24 protein-coding genes are annotated in these 22,433 nt (G+C 68.8%); 8 read left to right on the forward strand and 16 right to left on the reverse strand.

Annotation, left to right across the window (positions count from 1 at the left end; all coding sequences use genetic code 11):
- Positions 1 to 9: 9 nt before the first annotated feature.
- Positions 10 to 1,221 carry a threonine ammonia-lyase gene (ilvA, locus tag EFA46_RS02885; RefSeq protein WP_123074936.1) on the reverse strand — a complete coding sequence of 404 codons (1,212 nt, stop codon included), beginning with the start codon at positions 1,219 to 1,221 and terminating at the stop codon, positions 10 to 12.
- Positions 1,222 to 1,452: 231 nt separating this feature from the next.
- Between ilvA and EFA46_RS02890 the strand changes: the two genes are divergently transcribed.
- Positions 1,453 to 2,769 carry an MATE family efflux transporter gene (locus tag EFA46_RS02890; protein ID WP_123077299.1) on the forward strand — a complete coding sequence of 439 codons (1,317 nt, stop codon included), beginning with the start codon at positions 1,453 to 1,455 and terminating at the stop codon, positions 2,767 to 2,769.
- On the opposite strand, the gene EFA46_RS02895 is transcribed toward EFA46_RS02890, so the two are convergent.
- The 10 genes from EFA46_RS02895 to ahaH form a co-directional block, all read right to left on the reverse strand.
- Positions 2,766 to 3,158, reverse strand: a complete 393-nt coding sequence (locus EFA46_RS02895) for a DUF6276 family protein (RefSeq protein WP_123074934.1) — start codon at positions 3,156 to 3,158, stop codon at positions 2,766 to 2,768. The genes EFA46_RS02890 and EFA46_RS02895 overlap by 4 nt on opposite strands.
- A gap of 107 nt (positions 3,159 to 3,265) precedes the next feature.
- Positions 3,266 to 3,949, reverse strand: a complete 684-nt coding sequence (locus tag EFA46_RS02900) for a V-type ATP synthase subunit D (RefSeq protein WP_123074932.1) — start codon at positions 3,947 to 3,949, stop codon at positions 3,266 to 3,268.
- Between the two features lie 6 nt (positions 3,950 to 3,955).
- Positions 3,956 to 5,383, reverse strand: coding sequence for a V-type ATP synthase subunit B (locus tag EFA46_RS02905; protein WP_123074930.1), 1,428 nt, complete (start codon positions 5,381 to 5,383; stop codon positions 3,956 to 3,958).
- Positions 5,383 to 7,134: an ATP synthase subunit A gene (locus tag EFA46_RS02910; protein WP_123074928.1), complete on the reverse strand. Its 1,752-nt coding sequence runs from the start codon at positions 7,132 to 7,134 to the stop codon at positions 5,383 to 5,385. The genes EFA46_RS02905 and EFA46_RS02910 overlap by 1 nt, the downstream gene beginning before the upstream one ends.
- On the reverse strand, positions 7,131 to 7,472 hold the full coding sequence (locus EFA46_RS02915) for a V-type ATP synthase subunit F (protein ID WP_123074926.1): 342 nt from the start codon (positions 7,470 to 7,472) through the stop codon (positions 7,131 to 7,133). The genes EFA46_RS02910 and EFA46_RS02915 overlap by 4 nt, the downstream gene beginning before the upstream one ends.
- Positions 7,469 to 8,527 carry a V-type ATP synthase subunit C gene (locus EFA46_RS02920; protein WP_123074924.1) on the reverse strand — a complete coding sequence of 353 codons (1,059 nt, stop codon included), beginning with the start codon at positions 8,525 to 8,527 and terminating at the stop codon, positions 7,469 to 7,471. The genes EFA46_RS02915 and EFA46_RS02920 overlap by 4 nt, the downstream gene beginning before the upstream one ends.
- Positions 8,524 to 9,138 (reverse strand): V-type ATP synthase subunit E family protein, encoded by a 615-nt coding sequence (locus tag EFA46_RS02925; RefSeq protein WP_123074922.1) that lies wholly within the window; start codon positions 9,136 to 9,138, stop codon positions 8,524 to 8,526. The genes EFA46_RS02920 and EFA46_RS02925 overlap by 4 nt, the downstream gene beginning before the upstream one ends.
- Positions 9,139 to 9,145: 7 nt before the next feature.
- Positions 9,146 to 9,421: a F0F1 ATP synthase subunit C gene (locus EFA46_RS02930; RefSeq protein ID WP_123074920.1), complete on the reverse strand. Its 276-nt coding sequence runs from the start codon at positions 9,419 to 9,421 to the stop codon at positions 9,146 to 9,148.
- A 6-nt stretch (positions 9,422 to 9,427) separates the two neighbouring features.
- Positions 9,428 to 11,542 (reverse strand): V-type ATP synthase subunit I, encoded by a 2,115-nt coding sequence (locus EFA46_RS02935; protein ID WP_123074918.1) that lies wholly within the window; start codon positions 11,540 to 11,542, stop codon positions 9,428 to 9,430.
- Complete coding sequence (gene ahaH / locus EFA46_RS02940; protein WP_123074916.1) at positions 11,529 to 11,861, reverse strand: ATP synthase archaeal subunit H; 333 nt, start codon at positions 11,859 to 11,861, stop codon at positions 11,529 to 11,531. Before ahaH ends, EFA46_RS02935 begins: the two co-directional genes overlap by 14 nt.
- A 104-nt stretch (positions 11,862 to 11,965) precedes the next feature.
- Here ahaH and EFA46_RS02945 point away from each other — a divergent pair, with 104 nt between their 5' ends.
- Entirely contained in the window at positions 11,966 to 12,589 is a 624-nt protein-coding gene (locus tag EFA46_RS02945) for a methyltransferase domain-containing protein (RefSeq protein WP_123074914.1), read from the forward strand.
- Here the strand turns inward: EFA46_RS02945 and EFA46_RS02950 are convergent.
- Complete coding sequence (locus tag EFA46_RS02950) at positions 12,558 to 13,058, reverse strand: type IV pilin (RefSeq protein ID WP_123074912.1); 501 nt, start codon at positions 13,056 to 13,058, stop codon at positions 12,558 to 12,560. The two genes, EFA46_RS02945 and EFA46_RS02950, sit on opposite strands and share 32 nt — an antisense overlap.
- Before the next feature lie 39 nt (positions 13,059 to 13,097).
- The gene (locus tag EFA46_RS02955) at positions 13,098 to 14,360 is read right to left on the reverse strand and encodes a hypothetical protein (RefSeq protein ID WP_123074910.1); all 1,263 of its coding nucleotides are present in this window, start codon (positions 14,358 to 14,360) and stop codon (positions 13,098 to 13,100) included.
- Between the two features lie 133 nt (positions 14,361 to 14,493).
- Between EFA46_RS02955 and EFA46_RS02960 the strand changes: the two genes are divergently transcribed.
- From EFA46_RS02960 to EFA46_RS16130, 3 genes are all read left to right on the forward strand, one after another.
- Positions 14,494 to 15,558, forward strand: a complete 1,065-nt coding sequence (locus EFA46_RS02960; protein WP_123074908.1) for a hypothetical protein — start codon at positions 14,494 to 14,496, stop codon at positions 15,556 to 15,558.
- Between the two features lie 72 nt (positions 15,559 to 15,630).
- Positions 15,631 to 16,098 (forward strand): TRAM domain-containing protein, encoded by a 468-nt coding sequence (locus EFA46_RS02965; protein ID WP_123074906.1) that lies wholly within the window; start codon positions 15,631 to 15,633, stop codon positions 16,096 to 16,098.
- Positions 16,099 to 16,260: 162 nt separating this feature from the next.
- Positions 16,261 to 16,395 (forward strand): hypothetical protein, encoded by a 135-nt coding sequence (locus tag EFA46_RS16130; protein ID WP_255494082.1) that lies wholly within the window; start codon positions 16,261 to 16,263, stop codon positions 16,393 to 16,395.
- Here the strand turns inward: EFA46_RS16130 and EFA46_RS02970 are convergent.
- Positions 16,383 to 18,509 carry a hypothetical protein gene (locus tag EFA46_RS02970; RefSeq protein WP_123074904.1) on the reverse strand — a complete coding sequence of 709 codons (2,127 nt, stop codon included), beginning with the start codon at positions 18,507 to 18,509 and terminating at the stop codon, positions 16,383 to 16,385. The genes EFA46_RS16130 and EFA46_RS02970 overlap by 13 nt on opposite strands.
- A gap of 171 nt (positions 18,510 to 18,680) precedes the next feature.
- On the opposite strand from EFA46_RS02970, the gene EFA46_RS02975 reads away from it, so the two are divergent.
- On the forward strand, positions 18,681 to 19,469 hold the full coding sequence (locus EFA46_RS02975; RefSeq protein ID WP_123074902.1) for an SDR family oxidoreductase: 789 nt from the start codon (positions 18,681 to 18,683) through the stop codon (positions 19,467 to 19,469).
- On the opposite strand, the gene EFA46_RS02980 is transcribed toward EFA46_RS02975, so the two are convergent.
- Together EFA46_RS02980 and EFA46_RS02985 are read right to left on the reverse strand one after the other, a co-directional pair.
- The gene (locus EFA46_RS02980; protein ID WP_123074900.1) at positions 19,470 to 20,471 is read right to left on the reverse strand and encodes a mannose-1-phosphate guanylyltransferase; all 1,002 of its coding nucleotides are present in this window, start codon (positions 20,469 to 20,471) and stop codon (positions 19,470 to 19,472) included. It lies immediately after the preceding gene.
- Positions 20,465 to 20,737 carry a hypothetical protein gene (locus EFA46_RS02985; protein ID WP_123074898.1) on the reverse strand — a complete coding sequence of 91 codons (273 nt, stop codon included), beginning with the start codon at positions 20,735 to 20,737 and terminating at the stop codon, positions 20,465 to 20,467. Before EFA46_RS02985 ends, EFA46_RS02980 begins: the two co-directional genes overlap by 7 nt.
- A 144-nt stretch (positions 20,738 to 20,881) precedes the next feature.
- Here EFA46_RS02985 and EFA46_RS02990 point away from each other — a divergent pair, with 144 nt between their 5' ends.
- Together EFA46_RS02990 and EFA46_RS02995 are read left to right on the forward strand one after the other, a co-directional pair.
- The gene (locus tag EFA46_RS02990; RefSeq protein ID WP_123074896.1) at positions 20,882 to 21,811 is read left to right on the forward strand and encodes a replication factor A; all 930 of its coding nucleotides are present in this window, start codon (positions 20,882 to 20,884) and stop codon (positions 21,809 to 21,811) included.
- On the forward strand, positions 21,812 to 22,417 hold the full coding sequence (locus EFA46_RS02995; RefSeq protein ID WP_123074894.1) for an RPA family protein: 606 nt from the start codon (positions 21,812 to 21,814) through the stop codon (positions 22,415 to 22,417).
- Positions 22,418 to 22,433: the final 16 nt, after the last annotated feature.

Here is a 22,433-nt window from a genome sequence, read left to right on the forward strand (position 1 = left end):
GGCTGAGGCTCAGACGAGGAGTTCGACCTCGTAGCCCTCCGCGCGGAGGCGCTCGAGCAAGCCCTCGACGTGCTCTTCGCCCCGCGTCTCGAGGTCGAGTTCGACCTCGGCGTCCGAGAGCGCGACGTCCCGGTTCGTCCGGTCGTGCTGGATGGCGTAGATGTTCGCGCGCTCGTCCGTGAGGACGTCGAGGAGGGTGTCGAGCGCGCCCGGGCGGTCCTTCAGGACGGTGCGGAGCTTGACGTAGCGGCCCTGGTCGACGAGGCCGCGCATGACGACGGTCGTGAGCAGGTTGAGGTCGATGTTCCCGCCGGAGAGCACGGGGACGATAGTCTCGCCCTCCTCGTAGACGTACTTCCCGGTGAGGAGCGCGGCGAGCGGGACGGCGCCCGCGCCCTCGACGAGCGTCTTCCCCCGCTCCAGGAGGAGGACGAGCGCGTTCGCGATTTCGGCGTCGCTCACGGTGACGACCTCGTCGACGCGCTCGCGGATCACGGGGAAGGTGTGCTGGCCGACGCCCCGAACTGCGATGCCGTCCGCGATGGTGTCGACGTGCTCGAGTCTCTGCACGCTCCCCTTCCGGAGGCTGTCCGCGACGCTCGAGGCGCCCTCGGCTTGGACGCCGACGACGGTGACGTCCGGCGCGATGCCCTTGACGGCCGTCGCGACGCCGCTGATGAGGCCGCCCCCGCCGACGGGGACGACGACCGTGTCGACCTCGGGGAGGTCCGCCAGTATCTCGACGCCGATGGTGCCCTGCCCCGCCATCACCGCCTCGTCGTCGAAGGCGTGGACGTACGTGCGGCCCTCGGCGGCCTCGATGTCGTGGGCGCGCTCGGCGGCCTCGTCGTAGTCGACGCCGTGCAACTCCACGGTCGCGCCGTAGCTCCGGGTGGCCTTCACCTTCGAGATGGGCGCGGTCTCGGGCATCACCACGGTCGCGTCGACGCCCGCGCGCGTCGCCGCGAGCGCGACGCCCTGCGCGTGATTCCCCGCTGAGGCCGTGACGACGCCCGCCTCGCGCTCCGCGTCGGTGAGGCGCGTGATGCGGTTCGCGGCACCGCGAACCTTGAACGACCCGGTGCGCTGGGCGTTCTCGAGCTTCAAGTGGACCTCGGCACCGGTCATCGACGAGAACGTGTAGGAGTGGTCGAGCGGCGTGTGCCGCGCCACCTCCCGGACGGCGGCCTCGGCCTCGCGGACGTCCTCCAGTTCGAGCATGGTTGGAGTAGACGGAGGTGTCCCTAAGCGGTTCGGGTCGGCGGAGAACGGGGGACGCGTGTGACGATTCGACCCACGCGCCGGACCCACATAAGCGCGCTGATACCGGAGTGAAAGTGAAGCCGGCGGTGCCGCGACCCGCAGGCCTTTCGTCGGCCCGCCCGGACGGCCGGTGTGGACTCACGTCTGGTCGCCACGTGGCGCCGCGTCCTCGCGCTCGCGTGGCCCGTGATGGCCTCCCAGACCCTCCGCACGCTGATGCGGACCGTCGACGTCCTCGTCACCGCGACGTTCTCCCCCGCCGCCGTCGTCGCCGTCGGCCTCGCCGACCTCTACGGGCGCATCCCCCTCCGCATCGGCCTCGGATTCGGGAGCGCCGCCATCGCGCTCGCCAGCCAGGACACCGGCGCGGACGCCGACGCCAACCGCGCCGAAGCCGTCTCCAGCGCCCTCGTCATGGGCCTCCTCGCCGGCGTCCCAATCGCCCTCTGCGGCGTCTCCTTCGGGGGGCCGCTCATCCGCCTCTTCGGCGCGAGCGGCGCCACCGTCGCACTCGGCGCCACCTACCTCGCCGTCGTCCTCGCCACCGCGCCCGCGCGCCACGTCTCCCTCGTCGCCTCGCGCGCCCTCCAAGGCACCGGCGACACCCGCACCCCGATGTACGTCACCGGCGTCACGAACCTCACCAACATCACCGGCTCGCTCGTCCTCGGCCTCGGCCTCCTCGGCGTGGCGTCCTACGGCGTCCTCGGCGTCGCGGCCGCCACCGCCGCCTCAAACGTCCTCTCCGCCGCCCTCCTCGTCGCCACCATCCACTCCCGGAAGGACGACCTCGCGCTCGTCCGACCGCGCGACCTCGTCGTCGCCCGCCAGCTCCTCGCCGTCGCCGCGCCCAAGATCGCCGAAGGCTTCGCCACCACGCTCGCCGAATTCCCCTTCAACGCGCTCCTCCTCGGCTTCGGCACGCCAGTCAACGCCGGCTTCCAGATCGGCCGACGCGTCTACCAGCAGGTCACCGGGCCGCTCTCGCGGGGGTACAGAACCGCCGTCGGCGTCCTCGTCGGCCACGCGCTCGGCGACGGCGACCCCGGCGAAGCGCGCTATCGCGGCTGGGCGACCACCGGCCTCGCCGTCGCTACCGTCGGCACCATCGGCCTCGCGCTCGTCGCCCTCGCCCCCGACGCCGTTCGCCTCCTCGCCGGCGGCTCGCCCGACGCGCTCCCCTACGCGACCTCGTTCGCGCGCGTCTACGGCTACACCGCCGCGTTCGTCGCCGCGTTCACCGTCCTCTCCGGCGCGCTCGGCGGCGCCTCCGAAACCCGCATCCCGCTCTTCGCGCGCACCACCGGCGTCTTCGGCGGCCTCGTTGGGGGCACCTACGCGCTCGGCGTCGTCCTCGGTTGGGGCCCGCTCGGCGCCTACGTCGCCGTCGGCGGCCAGTACGTCTGGATGGCCGCCGTCGCGTTCGTCAGCTTCGCCTGCTCCGACTGGGCGCGACGCGCCACCGACATGATGGCCGAACGCGGGAGCACCACCCCCGACGACTAGAGGAACTGCTCGAGTTGGCGCGTCCGGCGCTCGACGTCGAAGAACGGCTCAAGCGAGTCGTCGGCTGCGAGGCGCTCGAAGAAGAGCAACACGTCCGCGCCGCGCGTCTCCGCGTCCGTCGCCACCGCCTCGATCTCCGCGCGATAGAGGACGAGCGACTCAACGAGCGCGAGCAGGCAGGCGAGCGCCGCACCCGCCTCCTCGTTCGGCGGGAACGCATCGCTGACCGTTCGGAAGTCCGGATACTCGTCAGGGGGGTCGTCGACCGGTGCGACCGCGAGACAGCGCGTGCAGAGCTCCGCGCCCGGACGGTCGTCCGGCAGATACTCGCCCAACGCCTCGGGGACGCGAAACGCGACCGTCTCGGCGCCACAGCGCTGACAGGACATACCGGCCCTCGGCGCGCCGGCGCCATAGCTCCGGCGACGAGAGAGCGAGCGGACCGCGAGAACCGAGCGAGCCGAAAAACGAGACGAGAAACCGATTGCGTGAGGGGTCAGTCCGCGGACTCGGCCGCCGACTCGGCCTCGGCCTCCGCGGCCGCCGCGCGCTCCTCCTCTTCCTTCTTGTTCTTCACCTTCTTCATGCGGAAGATCTCCTCGCGCTCCTGCTCCTCGAGCTTCTGCTCGATGTAATCCTGCGAGTCGTAGAGGTCCGGCAGGACCGTGAACTCGAGGGCGTTCACGCGGCGCTTCGTGCTCTCGATCTCGTCGAGGAGCTTCTTCATCGCCGTCTCGACCTCGGCGGCGAGCACGATGGTTTCGAGGAGCTCCTCGTAGGCCTCGGCGGCCTCGTCGATGCGGGAGCTCGTGCCGATGACGCCGTAGCCACGCTGATCGAGGCTCTTCTGAACGCGCGAGGCCTCGATCTGCGGGACGACGACGCCCATGATGTTGTGCGACTCCACCGTTATCTCCGGGTGGTCCTTCAGCGCCGCCGCCGCGCCGCGCACCGCGACGTCGCCCTCCATCGCGCGCGCCATGTTGATGGTGCGCTGGGCGTCCTCGTAGTCCTGCTCGAGGTCCTCGCGGACGTCCTGCGCCTGATCGAGGATGTCCATGAACTCCATGATGAGGCCGTCACGCTTCTGCTCCAGCGTGTCGTGGCCCCGCTCGGAGAGGTCGATGCGGTCCTCGATCTCCATCAGGTTCTTCCGCGTCGGCTTGACGTCCTCGGCCATCGGTCGTTAGGCCTCCGCTTCCTCGGTATCGCCGCCCTCGGCGTCGGACGACTCCTCGCCGTAGTACTCCTCGATGTGCTCCTCGTCGATCCGCGAGAGCTCCGTCTTCGGGAGGATGGAGAGGACGTCCCACGCCTGGTCGAGCGTCTCCTCGATGGTGCGGTCCGTGTGGAAGCCCTGGTCGACGAACTCCTGCTCGAAGGCCTCCGCGAAGTCGAGGACCTTGTTGTCGCGCTCGTCGAGCGCCTCGCGCCCGACGATGTTCACGAGGTCGCGCAGGTCCTTCCCCTCCGCGTAGGACGCGAAGAGCTGGTCGGAGACCCCACTGTGGTCGGCGCGGGTGATGCCCTCGCCGATACCGTCGTCCATCAGGCGCGAGAGCGACGGCAGCACGTCAATCGGCGGCTCGACGCCCTGACTGTTCAGCTCGCGGCCGAGCATGATCTGGCCCTCCGTGATGTACCCCGTGAGGTCGGGGATCGGGTGGGTGTCGTCGTCGCCCGGCATCGTCAGGATCGGAATCTGCGTCACGGAGCCGTCCTCGCCCTCGAGGCGCCCGGCGCGCTCGTAGAGCTGAGCGAGGTCCGTGTACATGTAGCCCGGGTAGCCACGGCGACCCGGGACCTCCTCGCGCGCCGCACCAATCTCGCGCAGCGCCTCACAGTAGTTCGTCATGTCCGTGAGGATCGTGAGGACGTGGTAGTCCTTCTCGAACGCGAGATACTCGGCGGTCGTCAGCGCCATGCGCGGCGTGACCGTCCGCTCGACGGCGGGGTCGTCCGCGAGGTTCAGGAAGACGACGCTGCGTTCGAGCGCGCCCGTGCGCTCGAAGTCGTCCATGAACTCGTTGGCCTCCTCCTGCGTGATGCCCATACCGGCGAAGACGACGGCGAACTCCGTCTCCTCGCCCTCCTCGGCGACGTCCTCCGGGACGGTCGCCTGCCGGGCGATCTGGAGCGCGAGATCGCTGTGCGGGAGCCCCGACGCGCTGAAGATCGGGAGCTTCTGCCCGCGGACGAGCGTGTTCATCCCGTCGATGGCGGAGATACCCGTCTGGATGAACTCCTCGGGGTACTCGCGTGCAGTCGGGTTGATCGCGGCGCCGACGATGCTCCGGCGCTCGTCCGGGACGATGTCCGGGCCGCCGTCGATGGGGTTGCCGGAGCCGTCGAGGACGCGCCCGAGGAGGTCCTCGGTGACCGGGAGCTTGAGCGTCTCGCCGAGGAAGCGGACGGAGGCGTCCCGCCCGATACCCTCGGTGCCCTCGAAGACCTGAATCGCGACGAACTCTTCTGCGGTCTCGAGAACCTGACCGCGCTTGACCTCCCCGCTCGGCGTCTCGATCTCGACGATCTCGTCGTAGCCGATGGGTTCGTCGGTCTCGACGTACACCAGCGGACCGCTGACTTCCGTGATTGTCTGGTACTCTTTCATTAGTAGAGGGCCTGGAGCTGTTCCGTGATCTCTGCTTCGAGTTCCTCGACGTACGCCTCGTAGTCCTCCTGCGTCGCGATCCGGTTGAGCCGGGGCGCGGCGTCGATGGACGTGATCTCCTCGACGGGCGCACCCGCCTCGAGGGCGGCGAACGCCTCGTCGTTGTAGGTGTGGATCGCCGTGAGGATCTCGTAGGTCTTCTCCGGCGGCGAGAACGTGTCCACGTCGTGGAACGCGTCCTGCTGGAGGAACGCCTCGCGCAGGTAGCGCGCGACGTCGAGCGTGAGCTGCTGGTCGTCCGGCAGGGCGTCGCGCCCGACGAGCTGGACGATCTCCTGCAGTTCGTCCTCCTCGTCGAGGACGTCGACCGCCCACTGGCGCTCCTCCGGCCAGTCGCCCGCGACGTTCTCTTCGAACCACGGGTCGAGCTGGTCCTTGTAGAGCGAGTAGGACTCCGTCCAGTTGATCGACGGGAAGTGCCGGGACTCCGCGAGGTCCGCGTCGAGCGCCCAGAACGTCTTCACGATACGGAGCGTGTTCTGCGTGACCGGCTCGGAGAAGTCACCGCCCGGCGGGCTGACCGCGCCCACGACGGAGACCGACCCCTCGTTCCCGCTCAGCGTCTCGAAGCGACCCGCGCGCTCGTAGAACTGCGCGAGGCGCGCCGCGAGGTACGCGGGGTACCCCTCCTCGCCGGGCATCTCCTCGAGACGCGAGGAGATCTCGCGCATCGCCTCCGCCCACCGCGAGGTGGAGTCGGCCATCAGCGCGACGTCGTAGCCCATGTCGCGGTAGAACTCCGCGATGGTGATACCCGTGTAGATGCAGGACTCGCGGGCCGCGACCGGCATGTTCGAGGTGTTCGCAATGAGCGTCGTCCGCGCCATCAGCGGGTTACCGGACTTCGGGTCCGTGAGGTCGGGGAAGTCCTCGATGACCTCCGTCATCTCGTTCCCGCGCTCGCCACAGCCGATGTAGACGACGATGTCCGCGTCACTCCACTTCGCGAGCTGCTGCTGGGTGACGGTCTTCCCGGAGCCGAACGGACCCGGGATGGCGGCCGTCCCGCCCTTCGCGATCGGGAAGAGGCCGTCCTGCACGCGCTGGCCCGTGATGAGGGGCTCGGTCGGCGTGAACTTCTCCTCGGAGGGGCGGGCCTGTCGGACCGGCCACTCCTGGTGCATCGTCACTTCCTCGCCGTTGTCGAGGACGACGATCGGCTCGGTGACGACGTGCTCGCCCTCGTTGACCTCGACGACCTCGCCGCCCTCGAAGGTCGGGGGGACGAGGACCTTGTGCTCGATGCTGACCGTCTCGGGGACGGTCCCGACCTGGTCGCCGGGTTCGACGACGTCGCCCTCGGAGACCGTCGGGGAGAAGTCCCACGACTCCTCGAGGTCGATGCCGGGGGCGTCGACCCCACGGTCGAGGAACGCACCCATCTCGTCCTCGAGGACGTCGAGCGGGCGCTGGACGCCGTCGTAGATGGTGTCCAGCACGCCCGGCCCGAGGTCGACGGTCAGGGGTTCGCCGGTGTTCTCGACGGGCTCACCTGGGGAGACGCCGGACGTCTCCTCGTAGACCTGAATCGTCGTCGTGTCGCCCTCTATCTCGATGACCTCGCCCATCAGCCCTTCGTCGCCGACGTAGACGACGTCGTTCATCTGGGCGTTGAGGCCCGTGGCGGTCACGACCGGACCGCTCACGCTCGCGATTTCGCCGGAGTCTGTTACGGTGTCTGTCTGACTCATTCGTTCTCACCTTCGTCTTGCGCCATCAGGTCGATACCGATGGCGCGCTTGATCTGGTCGCGCATCCCGCTGCTCCCGCCGGCGCCGCCACCGATGGTGACGACGGTCGGCTCGACGCTCGTCTCCACGCGCTCCCGGACGGTCCGCGAGAGGTAGTCGAGGTCGTCGGCGTGCATCACGATGATGCCGACGTCCTCCGTGGCGAAGACGTCCTCGACGGCGTCGTCGAGCGACTCGTCCTTCTCCTCCTCGGGAACGTTCCGGAACTCGCGGACGCCCGCGAGTCGGAAGCCCGTCGTGAACTCGGCGGTGCCGACGACGGCGATCTCCTGACTCATAGCATCACCAGTTCCCGTTCGATCTCCTCTTGGCTCAGCCCGACCTCCCGGCCGCGCGCGATTGCGCGGATGTTGTCGACCTCCCGCTCCTTCGCGAGAACGAACGCGAGGACGGGACAGACCGACAGCGGGAAGACGTGCGAGAGATGGTCCGCGTAGCCGAGGAGCGCGGCGTCGAGCGCGTGCTCGAAGCCGATGAGCGAGTCGGTGGACTCGAGCGTTTCGAGGGCCGGGCCGACCTCGTCGCCGTAGCGGCTATCCTGGAGGCGAGCGACGAGTTCGTCGCGGTTGCCGACGAGCGACGCGAGCTCGGTCGCCTCGAAGAGCCGGCCGCCCTCGATGTAGTAGTCCGCCGGGTCCATCTCCCCGCCGCTGCGGGCGAGGCGGAACGCGTTCCGGACGTTCCGGAAGTCGACCTCCGCCTGGAGGAACTTCACGAACTCCCGCGTCCCGCTCTCCGTCGTGGCGTTCAGGCCACGGAGGAGGTTGTCGTAGAACGTCCGGTCGACGGCGTTCTCGAGCGGGACGAGCGACCCAGTCTCCTCGTAGTCGTCGAGCGCGTCCTGTAGGGACGCGCCGAAGAGCGTTCCCTCGAGCGTCTCGACGACCTCCTCGACCGCCGAGCACTCCTGCAGACGCGTGAGGAGGCGCTCGCCGAACTCGCCGGCGTGGATGAAGTCGTCCTCGATGACGGTCGACTCCGTCTCCGAGTAGACGCCGCGAAGCGCCGTCTTCGCGTTCCACGCGTCGAACTTCCGGAGGTAGCGCGAGATGAGGTCGTAGAGCGTCCCCTGCGACCACTCGAGGAGATCCTCGAAGTGCCGCGCGAGGTTGCGGTTGAGCGCGTACTCCACGAGGTCCACGCCCGTGTAGCGCGACCCGAGCGCGTTGATCTCGGGCCCGTACTCGGTCTCCTCCATGAAGCGGGCGATCTCGCTCGGACCCATGCGGGTGAGCTTGTCGTACTCCTCCTCGCCGAAGAGGGCCGCCCAGCGCGAACGCACGCGGGCGTTCACGTAGGAGTAGTTCGACGCGTCGCGACTGATGACGTTCATTGCTCGTCGAACAGTCGGTCGGATATCTGCTTCAGTTCGTCCTCCCAGACGTCCGCGAGGACGCTGTCGAACGTGTTCTTCACTCGGACGCGCGAGCTCTCGCTCTCGACGACGACGCCGCCGAGGCAGTCGATTTCGCCGGCCGGAGCGACGTTCTGTCGCTCCTCGAGGAGCTCCTCGATGAGCGCCTCGTCGCCGGGTGCGTAGTGGACGGCGAGCTGCGCGTCCTCGGCGAACTCCTCGAGGGAGTCCGTGAGGAGCGACTCGGTGAGCTCCCGACGCTGGTCTGCGTCGAGGTCGGCGATACGCGACTCGACACGGTCGCGGACGTCGTCGAGCGCTTCGCGCCGCGCGCTCATCCGCTCGTGCTTGGCTTCGAGCTTCGCGCTGGAGAGCTCCTGCTCGCGCAGCTGGTCGATCTCCCGCTCGTGCTTGGCTTCGAGCTTCGCGCTGGAGAGCTCCTGCTCGCGCAGCTGGTCGATCTCCCGCTCGACCTCGGCTTCGGCGTCGGAGACGATCTCCTCGGCCTCCGACTCGGCGTCCTGACGGATGGCCTCGGCCTGTTCCTCGGCCTCCTCCCGGATTTCTTCCGCGACCGTTTCGAGACTCATCGTGAGATTACTGGACCAGGAAGATCACGACAATCGCGAGGATGACGAGCGTCTCCGGGAGGACGGTGAACAGCAGACCGATCCCGAAGAAGTCGCTGTCCTCAGCGATGGCGCCGACGGCCGCAGCGCCGATGCCGCCTTCCGCGATCCCCGCGCCGAGCGCGGCGACGCCGACGCCGAGCGCGGCGAGGCCGATCTGGATGTTGCCCGAGAGTTCCGCGGGCAGGAGGACGTCGTTGAGAAGCGGTGCGATAGCGTTGACGAATGCGATGAATTCGAGCATGACTGATTAGTCCTGTGTGGTGTAGGTTCGCTGGTGGCCGAACGGTTCGTATTTCTCCCCACCGCCTTCATAAAACTTCCCAAAGAACTCGACGTATTCCAGACGAACGGCCTGTAGACCGGCGCTGGTAACCCCGAGGGCAAGCACTAAGGCGTGGCCGAGCACGAAGATGACGAGGCCGCCGAGTACGGCCGTTATCGGGCCGTGAACGAGGCCGCCGAACATCAGCTCGGCACCGGAGTGGTGGGCCTGTACGTAGCTCCAATCGTGGTTGAGCATGAAGTGGAACTCGCCTTCGGCGGACCGGTACGCGCCGAAGAAGAGCAGGTTGACGACGAACGCCATTCCGCCCTTCGCGAGCATGACCGCCGCGAGCCGCGTGTAGGAGAGGACGTGCGTGAGCGAGTTCAGCGCGCCCTCGACGGCGCCAATCGCGCCCTCCGCGTAGATGAGGAGGACGTAGCCGACGAGGCCGACGGCGAGTGCCGCCCACCCGACCGTCGCGGAGAACCCGGTGAAACCGAGCGGCTGCCCGGCGAGGGTCTGGAAGAGGATGGGTGGTTTGGCGCTGTCGAGCGCGTGGCTGAAGACCCAGATCCACATCCCGATCATGAGGATCGCCCACGACGCGCCCTCCGTGAGTGCGTCCCACGCGCTGTGGTGGAGGCGCTTGTAGGTGTCGATGGCGTACCCGAGCGTGAGGTGCCCGAGCGCGACGAGGATGGAGACGATGAGCCAGAGACGGGCCCAGTCCGCGTTCGCCGGCATCAGTCCCTTGTGAAGCGGCGGCGTGCCGCTCCAGAGGTACTCACTGATGAGGTGGAACCCGAACACCTCCCCGTAGAGGACGCCGAACACGATAGTCGCCACTCCCGAGATGACCGCGACGCCGCCGAGCGACGCGAGCGCGGCGCTGTCGAGGCGGGTGTACATCCACCAGCCGGCGGCCGTGTAGAGGACGCCGTACCCGACGTCGCCGATCATGAAGCCGTAGAAGACCGGGAACGTCAGGAAGAGGATGATCGTCGGGTCGAGGTCGAAGTAGTTCGGCCGGTTGATGACCCGAACGAGCATCTCGAAGGGCTCTGCGACCTTCGGGTTCTTCTGGACGACCGGCGGCCGGTCGACGGTGCCGCCGTCGGTCGCGGCCTCCTGCTCGCCGTGGCCGATCTCGTGGCCGGGCGGCTCGTACTCGGCGCGCTCGAGCTCCTCGACCTCGACGCGCTCGCCGAGCTCGTCCTTGAGCGCGCTCGCGTAGGACTCGTAGTCGGTCGTCGGGATCCAGCCCTCCGCGACGAAGGCGTGCTCGGTCGTCGCGAAGTGCAGCGGCGCCTCGGACTTCTGGACCTCGATGGTGAGCTTCTCCTCGGCGGCGAGGAGGAAGCCGGCGTGTTCGAGGCGGAGACTCTCGAGGTCGCTCTCGACGCTCTCGAGGTCGGACACGAGCTGCTGCTTGCGGTGTTCGAGCCGCTGGAGGTACTCCTCGGGGGACTCCTCGGCGTCCGGGACCGCGTAGCGCTCGACGTCGAGGCCGACGAAGACCTCGGAGAGCGCGTCCGCTGGCGCACCCGATTCGGGGTACGCGACCGCGGCGAAGACGTCGCCCTCGCTGAACACCTCGTAGGACTGGATCGCGCTCGCGTCGGCGAGCGCGTGTCCCACCGCGTCCGTGTCGCCTTCGCCGACGACGACGTCGAGGTTGTCGTACCCCTGCAGGAGATCGAGGTCGATGCCGAGCTCGACGAACGGCTCGGCGGCCGCGATCTCCTCCTCGAGGTCCTCGAGGTCGTCCTCGAGGTCGTCGCGCCGGTCGTCGAGTTCGTTCACCTGCTGGCGGACGGACTCGAACTCCTCCTCGAGCGCCTCGTCGGTGACGATGCGGGCGGGACCCGCGTCCTCCTCGGAGACGTCGAGGATGTTGATGAGCGAGCGGACGGTGACGAGTTTCTCGGACGCCGCTTCGGCGCCCTCGAGGGGGCTACCGGACGCGAAGCCCTCGTGCTCGCCCGTGTAGTCGGTGAGGTGGACGACGCGCTGGTCGTGCGTGACCTCGATGACGTCCTGAATGACGTTCTTGGTGCCCGTGACGGACACCTTGCTCATCTGCTCAGGTCTGAGCATGCACCGCCTCCTCGAACTGGTCGAGGGCGTACTCGACGGCCTCGTCGGCGTTCTCTTCGGCCGTCGCGCGGAGCTGCTCGCGCTCCGCGTTGCCCTCTTCGATGATGCGTTCGCTCTCGGCCTCGATCTCCTCACGGGCGTCGGCGAGTCGCTGTTCTTTCAGCTCGGCCGCTTCTTCGTCTGCCTCTTGCCGGATCTCATCGGCCCGTTGCCGGGCCTCGGCGAGGCGCTCCTCGCGCTCTTGCTCGGCGTCGGCGACGATGTCGTCGGCGTCCTGCTCGGCCTCCTGTATTCGTTCTAGAACCTCTGGCCTCGGCATGGGCTAACGGGGAGGAATTGAACGAACGCGTATAAGGTAGTTGCGAAACGGACGGGCGGCTGAAAGACAGGAACTTATGTCCGAGGCCACGCTACGAGTCGACAATGGGAGTCCTCGAAGACAAAGCGCGGGCCCGGCTCTTCTACCGGTACCTCTCGAAGGTGTACGACCGCGTCAACCCGTTCATCTGGAACGAGTCGATGCGGGCCGAATCCCTCGAAATGCTCGCGCTGGATGCTGGCGACCGAGTCCTCGACGTCGGCTGTGGAACCGGCTTCGGGACGGAGGGCCTCCTCGAGTACACCGAGGACGTCTACGCGCTCGACCAGAGCGAGGGCCAACTGGAGAAGGCGTGGGCGAAACTCGGGAAGCACGACCCCGTGCAGTTCACGTTCGGGGACGCCGAGCGCCTGCCGTTCGCGGCGGATAGCTTCGACGCGGTCTGGTCGTCGGGCTCCATCGAGTACTGGCCGAACCCGGTGGCGGCGCTCCGGGAGTTCCGCCGCATCACGAAGCCCGGTGGAAAAGTGCTCGTCGTCGGCCCGAACTACCCGCGCTCGACGCTCTTCCAGAAGCTCGCGGACGCGATAATGCTCTTCTACGACGAGGCGGAGGCGGACCGCATGTTCCGCGACGCCGGCTTCGAGGCCATCGAGCACCGGACGATGGGGCCGTCCTACAAGCCGGACGTCGCCATCACGACGCTCGCGCGCGTTCCCGAGCAGTAGCGACGCGCGTCTCGACGACGGCGACTCGGGTGCCGTTCCGATAGAGCCGTACAGTGACGCGTGCGCCCGCGTCGAGCGCGGTGTTGGTTTCGGCGACGCGGAGCGTCGCGCGCTCGCCGACCGTCCACGTCGGGTCGGTGGCGGCGTTGAACGGGCCGCCGGGCGCGCCGTCGAACCCCGGGGCACCGACGAACGGCACGGTCGGCTGCTGGCGGAGCGGCGTCCCGTCGACGGCGACGACGACGCGGAGGTCGCGGACGTCGAGCGCCGGCCCCGCGCGATAGGTAAGCGCGAGCGTCCCGTCGCTCGTGGCGTGCGCGTCGACGACGCTGGGCGTCGCGGGCGTCACGAGGGCTGTGGCTCCGGCGTCGGTGACGGTGACGGCGACGGCGCTCGCGGCGCCGACGCAGCACGCAAGGAGGACGACGGCGCCGACGACGGGCGCGACGCCGCGCGAGGTCTGGGGCACGCGCTCCGGTGGGCCCGCTCTCGGAGAAGAAGGTTCGCCTCAGGCAGAGGCGGCGCCGGTGTCGAGCGTGACGGTCGTCCCGTCGTGTTCGGCGGTCACGTTGTACTCGCCAGCCGGGGCGAGCGCCCAGACGACGCCGGTATCGGGGTCGGTGGTGCCGGCAGTGGTCCCGTTGACGCGGACGGTCGCGTCGAGCGGGTCCCCGGCGTCGTTGTACACGGCGACGCGGAGCGGGCCGCCGGCGTACGTCCGGTTGACGGCGAGCGTCACGGACCCCTGCGTTCGGGTGACGGCCGCGCCGGTGACGATATCGGCGGTCGCGAGGCGCTTGTCCTCGCGGTAGACGCTGTCCGTACTCGGGTCGAAGTAGACGACGAGCGTGCTCTGTGCGTCGGCACCCCGGTTGTAGCCGAGGACCGCACGGTAGAGGTGGGCGTCGGCGGGGGCGCTGAACGAGCGGAACCCGCCGTTCGAGGAGGAGAGGTTCGTCGTGGTCGGGTAGAGGCGCTCGAGGGAGTCGAGGAACGCACCGAGGTCGACGTTCGAGGCGGGGACGGCGTCGTAGTTGTCGACGCGATACGTCGTGTGGTAGTACGTGTCGTCGTCGAGCGCCGCGAGCGTGAGGCCGGACGGCGACGCCGCGACGTAGACGCGCATCGGGGCGCGCTCGCCGGCGATGGCGTCGCCGAGCTCGGCGTGGAGCGACTCGCCGGTTCCGACGCCGTAGGCGGCGAGTTCGCCACGGAGTGCGGTGAGCCGGTCGCGGACGACGGTGGCGTTCTCCTCCGAGAGCTCGCCGGCGTGCTCCCTGAGCGTGGCGATGTACGTGGCGAGCGCGTCGGCGCGAGCGCTGTCGAGGGCGACGCGGTGGACGAGCGCGGGCGCGGAGAGGTCGCCGTCGACGTAGGCCTCGCGTGCGGCCGCCTCGTCGGCGGCGATGGCGGCGGTCCGGTTCGCGGCGGCGTCGGTGGCGTTACGGATGACGGCGAGGCGTTCGGCGTCGGTGGACGCGGCCGCCCAGCGGGACTCGAAGCCGTACGTCGCGTAGCGGCCGTCGAAGGAGGCGCTCGCGGCGCCCACGGTGACGGTGACGGTCGGGCCGGTCGTCGTGAACCCGGCGGCGTTCGGGTCGCCGAGACGGAGGACGTTCGTCGTGTTCGCGGTGGCGGTGTTCGTGGCGGGCGTCGCCGTCGCGGCCTCGGCGCTACCGGTGAGCGGGGCCGCGTCGGTCGCGCCACCGAACGCGGCCACGGGTGCCGCGAGGAGGAGGAGGGCGGCGAACAGGACGGGGAGCCTGGACATAGCCGTTATTTGCGCGGCTGCCGACAAAAACGATGCGGAGTGCTCGGGTATCGAGCGGGCGTCTCCCGGGATTCGCGCGCCGTACGGGTGATGGAAAGCGTTTTGCCGTCGGGCGCTCCACTCGAAACCGACCATGCGGCAAGCCGCCCTCCTCGTGCTCGCCGTCACCGCTGTCGTCCTCGCCCTCCCCATCGGTTCTGTCGCGGCGGCCGCCGACACCGCCCCGGCGGCGTCGAACACGACGCTCGGCGTCCACCTCCAATCGAACGGGGACGCGCGCTGGACGGTGTCGGTGGCGTATCCCCTGAACGATTCCGACGATAGAGCGGCGTTCGCCGACCTCGCCACCGAGTTCGAGCGCGGGCAGGGCGGGCCGTCGCTCGCGGCGTTCCGCTCGGCCGCCGCCGACGCCACCGAGCGGACCGGCCGCCCGATGCAGATCGTCGACCCGGCCCGGAGCCACGGCATCACGGACCGCTCGGACGGCCCGGACGTCGGCACCCTCACGCTCGAGTTCACGTGGACGAACTTCGCGAACGCGTCCGGTGACCGGCTCACGCTCGGCGACACGTTCGCCGGCGGCTGGTTCGGCGACCTCTACGCCGGGCAGACGCTCCGCGTGTATCCGCCGAGCGGCTACAGTCCGGACAGCGCCGACCCGCCGTCACAGCTCTCGGACGGAGCGCTGACGTGGACCGGCCCGCAGTCGTTCCCGGGCGGCGGCCCGACGGTCGTGTTCGTCGAGAGCCCCGGCGTTCCGTGGTTGCTCGTCGGCGGCCTCGTGGTCGGCGCGCTCGTCGTGGGCGTCGTCGTCGCGTACGTGTGGCGCGGCTTCGGCGGCCGCGGCAGTCTCGACGTCCGCCAGAGTGCGGACACGAACGGCCCGGGGTCGCCATCGGACGCTGACGGCGACGCGCCGACGGAACCACCGGCGACGCCCCGGGAGACCCCCGCGAGCGAGCCGGCCGACGGCGAGTCGGAGCCGACGGAGGAGCTGTTGAGCGACGAGGAGCGCGTCGAGCGACTGCTCGAGGCGAACGGCGGCCGGATGAAGCAGTCGAACATCGTCGAGGAGACGCGGTGGTCGGACGCGAAAGTCTCACAGCTCCTCACGTCGATGGCCGAGGAAGGCCGGGTCGAGAAGCTCCGTATCGGCCGGGAGAACCTCATCACCCTCCCCGGCGAGGACGAAGAGTAAGCGGGTCGGACGGCCGTTGTCGCGGCGGAAACGTCCGATAGCGTTTTGCGTTCGCCGGAGCTAACACTCCGTATGGCAGACTGCCCACTCGCGGACGAATGTCCTAATTTCCAAGAGCGGATTTCGGGCATGGGGTGCCAGCACTTCGGCGACCGCGGGGGAATGGACTGGTGTCAGCACTACAGCCAGCCGATCTCCGAGCTGAAGACGGCCCCCGTCGTCCCCGGCGAGGAGGTCGTCCTCGACGTCGACGACATGCACGAGTCGGGCGCCGGCGTCGGCCGACAGGAGGACTCGGGCTTCATCGTGATGGTGGACGGCGTCCTCCCGCCGGCGCGCGTGAAGGCGAAGGTGACGACGGTGAAGCCGAACTACGCGCGGGCGGACCTGATCGAGAAGCTCCCCGAGGACGAGGAGGACGAGTCGGAGGAAGACGAGGACGGAGCCGACGACGAGGCCGAGGGAGGGGAGAACGAGGAGGACTCCGCCGGGTCGTCGCGCGAGCGCCTCGGTAGCCGCGACAACTTCTGGGGGCAGTAACGGCCGGCAGGACAGCAGTCTCTGCGAGCGGGGCGGTCGGCCCGAATCGAGTCGTGACGTACCGACGGACACCGCAGTATTGTGTTCGCGCCGAAAATTGCCTTAGTTTTATTCCACAAGTTATGAGATAGACTTTCTATCGAACCGGTCATCGGGTGAAGTATGTCCGAGAAAGACATCACGACGTACCTCACCGAGAACCCCCGCATGATCGGCGCGCTGTTCACACTCGTGCTGCTGCTCTCGTCGGCCGGTACCTCGGCGGCGAGCATCGCGTCTCCGACCTACGGCCCGTAAACGTCCGCGAGTTCGAGTTCGTCGCTCCACCGAAGTTCACCGTCGACGAGTATCGGCGAACGACCGGACGAGAGGGTCTTCTGCAAGTGCTCGGGGCCGAGTTCGAAGGAGTGTTCCATCGGATTGGCCAAGTGGCGTGTTTGTGACTCGAGGGGAATCAGCGAGATGAACGTCCCCGGGCCGACATCTCGTGTGAGATAACACCGAACCGAGAACAAGAGCGACTCCTCAGTGACGTCATCAGTATTGATGAGACCGAGCGTGGGGCAGCCCATGTGGTGGTGACAAAGCGTGACTCCTCCATTCCCGACGATGGTGTACTGATAGCCCGCCGTGACGTTCTCAGTGGCGACGTCGAGCGCGCCGTGGAGATCGAAGCCGTTGTCCAGCAACCGGGCGACCGAGCGCCCAACATCGGTCGCGACGCGGTTGAAGACGTTGTCGACGGTGACGACGCCGCCGAGAGCTCCGGCATCGACGAGTGCCATTCCTTGTGCGTAGGAGCGGCAGCCGTTCAGGACGAACGTGTCGACGTTCACGTCGTCGAGCGTGCGGACGTCTAAGTCGCCGTCGCGACACTGCATCCCTTCCTCGGTGACGTGGCCGATGTAGTGGAGGAGGTCGGTCTCCGATGCGAGGACATCACGCGTCTCCGCAATAGTGAGGTCGAAGTCCGTCTCGACGTCGAACTCAATCAGGTCCCGGAAGCCGTACAGTTTCTCGGCTTCTTCACGCATCTCCGGGTCGTTACAGACGACGTGGACATCGATGGCGGTATCCTCGGTAGTCTCTCTGTCGAGCCGACGCCGGTAGGAATCGACGGTGGGTTTCGACGCCCCGCGGGGGTAGCCGTCACCAACCCAAGCGTGTCCAACGGTGTCGGCAGCGGCGGGCGAGACGATGTGGTCGCTTGGGGCGGAGTCGGAATCGGTCGCACGCGTTCCGGTTTCGTCGGTCGACCGGACGGACGCACCGTCCGGGTCGTTGCGGAAGAACTCGCTGACGGAATCGGGCTCCGGGACGGGCGGTCCGGAGCCTGCGGACGGTGATGGAGAGCGGATGAAGGAGAGGTCGTTGACAACGTAGGGGAGTATCTCGGCGTGGTCGGGTGTTGGCTCAATGTCAGTAGTGAGGTGCCACTCGAGAATCCCCTTAGTGGTCTCGCACGGAACGTCGAGGTAGGCCGCGGTGCGCTCGTCGAGCGGTGCGTCGTAGAGGTCAGCGAGGTCAAGGTCGACGCGCGTGAGCACATCCTCGCGCTCGGCGAGGTCGATTGGGTAGATGCCCTCGGTGCGGACGACGCAGTCGAGCGTGAAGCAGTGCCGGAGGACATCGTTCGCGGCGTCCGAGAGTTCGTCTTCGGGGAGGTCGAACGTCCGACCGGCGGCGACGACACGGGGTGTGGCGCTCGGGACGACGTCGGCGCCGAGGTAGTACGCGAGCGTCGCGACGCTATAGACGGACTCGTATCGCGCGGGAACTTCGATGCGGACACCGGTGTCGGGCGGGCGGACGTTTGGCGGGACGGCGAAGCGCTCGCCACGCTCGATAATGGGTGGATGACCGCGCATCGTCGGGAAGGAGCGCTCGGCGCTCGTCGTCTTCAGCGCGGAGCCGAACGTGGAGACGGCGCGCATCAGGTCGCGGGGGTCGTCCCGAACCGTGACCGACCCCGCAGGATGTTCGTGGAGCGAGCGAACGCCGATGGCGACGCGCGCGGTTCGATCGAACTCGATGGTGGTCGCGTCGCGGAGCGAATCGACGACGACGGCGGCGTCCTCGACGTGGAGGTAGAGTTTGACCGGTGTCGCGCTGATCTCTATCTCGTATGTTCCCGTCCCGACACCATCGCGCTGTCCGGGTGGGAGGTCGAGAGCGACGCCCGCACTGTCACGGACGTAGACATCGGTGAGGTTCGGGAGGGAGAGGTGGTCGGTTTCGACGGCGAACGTGTGCGTGACCGGGAGCTGGAACGCATCTGTGTCAGCCTCAAGAACCGTATCGCTCCCCGTCTCGACCGTGTACGTGACTGACTCGATACGGTCGTGAATGCGAACGCCGCCGTCGAAACGCTCGAACTCGACGTTCACGACCGCCACTCCCTCGTTCCGCATCCGGCAGACACACCACGGAGAGGCGACCCCGACGTCCCGGCCGCCCACTTCCGGCCCCGTCGCGTAGCTCTCACGGGGAACACAACGCCGTCCACCGATTCAAGCGTTACGGAGAAACGACCGAAGCACCCGACAGGATGGTTTTTGTGGAGGGGGTCCGACGACGGCGATATGGACCTCGGACTCACTGACGAGACGGCACTGGTGACGGCGAGTACGAGCGGCCTCGGGAAGGCGTCGGCGACGGCGCTCGCCGCCGAGGGCGCGAACGTCGTGCTCTGCGGGCGCGACGAGGAGCGCCTCGACGACGCAATCGAGGACGTTCGCGAGGCGGCCACGGGCGACGTCACCGGCGTCAGCGCGGACATCACGGACCCGGACGACGTCGAGGCGCTCGTCGAGGCGACCGTGGAGGCCTTCGGGAGTCTCGATCACCTCGTGCTCTCCGCGGGTGGCCCGCCGTCGGGGCCGTTCCTCGACACGGCGGAGCGCGACTGGTACGAGGCGTACGACCTGCTCGTGATGAGCGCCGTCCGAGCCGTGAAGGCCGCCCATCCGTACCTCTCGGAGAGCGACGCGGGCACCGTCACCGCCATCACCTCGACGAGCGTCGAGACGCCGATCGGCGGTCTGGTCCTCTCGAACGCGGTGCGACGCGGCGTCATCGGTCTCGTGGAGACGCTCGCGGTCGAGCTCGCGCCGGACGTCCGTGCGAACGCCGTCCTCCCGGGGCCGTTCGAGACGCCGCGCATCGAGGAGCTCGTCGAGCAGGCCGTCGAGCGCGGCGAGTACCCGGACTACGAGACCGGCATCGCGGACTGGGGTGTCGACATCCCGATGGAGCGCGTCGGCGCTCCGCGGGAGCTCGGTGACGTCGTCGCCTTCCTCGCGAGCGAGCGCGCGTCGTACGTGAACGGCGTCTCGCTCCCCATCGACGGCGGCCGCCTCCAGCAGGGGTAGTCAGAACAGGTCGTCGTCGCGGAGTTCGGCGACGACGTCGCGGACGCGCTGACTGTCGGCTTTCGGGACGACGAGCACGCGGTCGTCGTAGGCGGCGACGACGAGGTCGTCCACGCCGACGACGGAGACGTGTTTGTCGTCGCTCGCGATTACGTTCCCGGACGCGTCGAGGGCGAGGGCGTCGCTCGCGACGACGTTCCCGTCGTCGTCACCGCCGAGCACGCGTTCGAGCGCGTCCCACGACCCGAGGTCGTCCCAGTCGAAGTCGGCGGGGACGACGGCGGCGCGGTCGGTCCGCTCCATGACCGCGTAGTCGACGCTCGCGGGGTCGACGCGGTCGAACCCGCGCTCGGGGTCGCCGGCCTCGAGCGCATCAATGAGCGGCGCGAGCGGGCCGTCGCGCGCCTCCGCGAGGAAGACCTCTGGGCGCCACGCGAACAGCCCGGCGTTCCAGAGACACCCCGCCTCCCGGAGACGCGCGGCGGTCTCGGCGTCGGGTTTCTCCCGGAAGGACGCGACGTCGGCGTAGCCGTCGTGGGCGTCGCCGGGCTCGATGTAGCCGTACTCGGTCGCGGGTCGGTCGGGTTCGACGCCGAACGTCACCAGCGCGTCCTGCTCGGCGGCGACGCGACAGCCGCGCCGCGCGACGTCGTCGAAGCCGTCGCCGACGACGTGGTCGGCGGGGAGCGCGCAGAGCACGGCGTCGTCGTGTCGCTCGCGCACGCGATGGCTCGCGTAGGCGAGCGCCGGCCCCGTGTCCTTCGCGACGGGTTCGACGAGGACGTCGGCCTCGGGGACGTGCTCGCGGACGGCGTCGGCGTACGCCTCGCGGGTGAGGACGCACACGTCGTCGGCGAACGCCGCGCGGTCGGCCGCGCGCCGGAGGAGCGAGCGCGAATCATCGCCGAAGGACTGGAACTGCTTCGGGCGCTCGGCGCGACTCGCCGGGTAGAGCCGCGTCCCGGTCCCGCCGGCGAGGAGGACGGCGACGGTTCTCACCACGTCTCCACCTGTCCGTCCCGAACGTCCTCGAGACAGCCCTCGCAGGCGGGGTGGTCGGCGTCGAAGCACGCCGGGCGGCCCTCCTCGTCGAGCGCGACGGCGCGCTTCTCGGCGTGGCGGCGACAGACGATGCGGACGCGGCCGGCGTCGTCGCGCGGCAGTTCGCCGCTCGTTCGGCCCTCCCGGTAGGCGGCGACGGCCTCCGCGTACCGGCGGCCCGCGCCCCGGGCGAGGCGGTCGACGACCCCGGAGTCGTCCTCGGTCATGAGCGCGTGTAGCGCCCGCGACGACATAGGCCTGTGGCTCGCACCAGACCACTTTCGCTTCGGTGAGGGAGAGTTTATAGACCAGCAGGCCGTATCCGTTCCCGTCTCCCACCCGAAACACACGCGGAGACGGAATCCCCGACTATGAGCGACATACAGCAGACCGCGCAGCAGCTACACGACCAGTTCTCGGAGCACCTCGACGTGGACGTCGAGGAGATCGAGGAGCGCCTCGAACAGTACGTCGAGGAGTACAAGATACCGCTCGACGAGGCCCGGCGCTCCGTCGAGAGCCACTACCTCGACGAGGCGGGCATCGAGCGCGACGAACTCGGACGCGGCGGCAACCCGACCGTGCAGGCCGCCGACGTCGACGCGCCCGACGAGTGGGTGGACATCACCGCGAAGGTCGTCGACCTCTGGGAGCCCCGGAGCGACAGCGTCGCGCAGGTCGGCCTGCTCGGCGACGAGTCCGGCACCATCAAGTTCACCAAGTGGGCGGCCTCCGACCTCGACGAACTCGACGAAGGGCAGGTCTACCGCCTCGGGAACGTCGTCACCGACGAGTACCAGGGCCGGTATTCGGTGAAGCTCAACCGCACGACCACCATCACCGAGGTGGACGAGGACATCGAGGTCGGCGACGACGAGACGAGCGTCGAGGGCGCGCTCGTCGACATCCAGTCCGGTTCCGGCCTCATCAAGCGCTGCCCCGAGGAGGACTGCACGCGCGTCCTTCAGAACGGCCGCTGTTCCGAGCACGGCGAGGTCGAGGGCGAGTTCGACCTCCGCATCAAGGGCGTCCTCGACGACGGCGAGGACGTCCACGAGATCATCCTGAACGAGGAAGCGACGACCGACCTCACCGGAATCGGTCTCGAGGAGGCGAAACAGCAGGCGATGGACGCCCTCGACACGACCGTCGTCGCCGACGAGATGCGCGAGATGCTCCTCGGCCAGTACTACCGCGTCACGGGCCCGACGCTCGGGCGCTACGTGCTCGCGAACGACGTCGAAGCGCTCTCCGAACCCACCGACGCCGAATCCGTCCTCATCAAAGCGAGGTCGATGTAGATGTCCAGCAACCAGTCCACCCCCACGCGCGAAGTCGCCCGCCGCGTCTTCGCCGACGAGTTCAACGACGCCACGTTCACCTTCAAGGAATCCGACGACGAGCGCGCGCCGCTCTACAGCCTCCTCCCCACCGGGGAGAAGGCGAACCGCGTCTTCCTCGTCGGCACCCTCACCGAGACCGAGGACGTCGGCGAGGACTCCGAGTACTGGCGCGGCCGCGTCGTCGACCCGACCGGGACGTTCTTCGTCTACGCCGGCCAGTATCAGCCGGACGCCGCGAGCGCGCTGCGCGACCTCGAGACGCCGACGTACGTCGCTATCGTCGGGAAGCCCCGCGCCTACGAGACCGAGGACGGGACCGTCAACGTCTCCGTGCGCCCCGAGTCTATCACCGAAGTCGAGACGGCGACGCGCGACCGCTGGGTCGTCGAGACGGCCGAGCGCACCCTCGAGCGCATCGACGCCTTCGACGACGAGGGCAACGAGTACGCCCGGCGCGCCGAGGAGGAGTACGACCTCCCGCTGCGGCGCTACAAGCAGGCCGCCATCGACGCCCTCGAGTCGCTCGACGAGACCGACGACGAGGAAGTCGCCGAAGCCGCCTGAGACGCGGCGTCTGACG

The organism is Halarchaeum sp. CBA1220 (assembly GCF_003721175.2).
Classification (GTDB): Archaea; Halobacteriota; Halobacteria; order Halobacteriales; family Halobacteriaceae; genus Halarchaeum; species Halarchaeum grantii.

Bases quoted from the DNA above. Each gene is read 5' to 3' on its own strand.
- ilvA (WP_123074936.1), bottom strand. From the start codon at position 1,221: ATGCTCGAACTGGAGGACGTCCGCGAGGCCGAGGCCGCCGTCCGGGAG.
- EFA46_RS02890 (WP_123077299.1), top strand. From the start codon at position 1,453: ATGGCCTCCCAGACCCTCCGCACGCTGATGCGGACCGTCGACGTCCTC.
- EFA46_RS02895 (WP_123074934.1), bottom strand. From the start codon at position 3,158: ATGTCCTGTCAGCGCTGTGGCGCCGAGACGGTCGCGTTTCGCGTCCCC.
- EFA46_RS02900 (WP_123074932.1), bottom strand. From the start codon at position 3,949: ATGGCCGAGGACGTCAAGCCGACGCGGAAGAACCTGATGGAGATCGAG.
- EFA46_RS02905 (WP_123074930.1), bottom strand. From the start codon at position 5,383: ATGAAAGAGTACCAGACAATCACGGAAGTCAGCGGTCCGCTGGTGTAC.
- EFA46_RS02910 (WP_123074928.1), bottom strand. From the start codon at position 7,134: ATGAGTCAGACAGACACCGTAACAGACTCCGGCGAAATCGCGAGCGTG.
- EFA46_RS02915 (WP_123074926.1), bottom strand. From the start codon at position 7,472: ATGAGTCAGGAGATCGCCGTCGTCGGCACCGCCGAGTTCACGACGGGC.
- EFA46_RS02920 (WP_123074924.1), bottom strand. From the start codon at position 8,527: ATGAACGTCATCAGTCGCGACGCGTCGAACTACTCCTACGTGAACGCC.
- EFA46_RS02925 (WP_123074922.1), bottom strand. From the start codon at position 9,138: ATGAGTCTCGAAACGGTCGCGGAAGAAATCCGGGAGGAGGCCGAGGAA.
- EFA46_RS02930 (WP_123074920.1), bottom strand. From the start codon at position 9,421: ATGCTCGAATTCATCGCATTCGTCAACGCTATCGCACCGCTTCTCAAC.
- EFA46_RS02935 (WP_123074918.1), bottom strand. From the start codon at position 11,542: ATGCTCAGACCTGAGCAGATGAGCAAGGTGTCCGTCACGGGCACCAAG.
- ahaH (WP_123074916.1), bottom strand. From the start codon at position 11,861: ATGCCGAGGCCAGAGGTTCTAGAACGAATACAGGAGGCCGAGCAGGAC.
- EFA46_RS02945 (WP_123074914.1), top strand. From the start codon at position 11,966: ATGGGAGTCCTCGAAGACAAAGCGCGGGCCCGGCTCTTCTACCGGTAC.
- EFA46_RS02955 (WP_123074910.1), bottom strand. From the start codon at position 14,360: ATGTCCAGGCTCCCCGTCCTGTTCGCCGCCCTCCTCCTCCTCGCGGCA.
- EFA46_RS02960 (WP_123074908.1), top strand. From the start codon at position 14,494: ATGCGGCAAGCCGCCCTCCTCGTGCTCGCCGTCACCGCTGTCGTCCTC.
- EFA46_RS02965 (WP_123074906.1), top strand. From the start codon at position 15,631: ATGGCAGACTGCCCACTCGCGGACGAATGTCCTAATTTCCAAGAGCGG.
- EFA46_RS16130 (WP_255494082.1), top strand. From the start codon at position 16,261: ATGTCCGAGAAAGACATCACGACGTACCTCACCGAGAACCCCCGCATG.
- EFA46_RS02970 (WP_123074904.1), bottom strand. From the start codon at position 18,509: ATGCGGAACGAGGGAGTGGCGGTCGTGAACGTCGAGTTCGAGCGTTTC.
- EFA46_RS02975 (WP_123074902.1), top strand. From the start codon at position 18,681: ATGGACCTCGGACTCACTGACGAGACGGCACTGGTGACGGCGAGTACG.
- EFA46_RS02985 (WP_123074898.1), bottom strand. From the start codon at position 20,737: ATGACCGAGGACGACTCCGGGGTCGTCGACCGCCTCGCCCGGGGCGCG.
- EFA46_RS02990 (WP_123074896.1), top strand. From the start codon at position 20,882: ATGAGCGACATACAGCAGACCGCGCAGCAGCTACACGACCAGTTCTCG.
- EFA46_RS02995 (WP_123074894.1), top strand. From the start codon at position 21,812: ATGTCCAGCAACCAGTCCACCCCCACGCGCGAAGTCGCCCGCCGCGTC.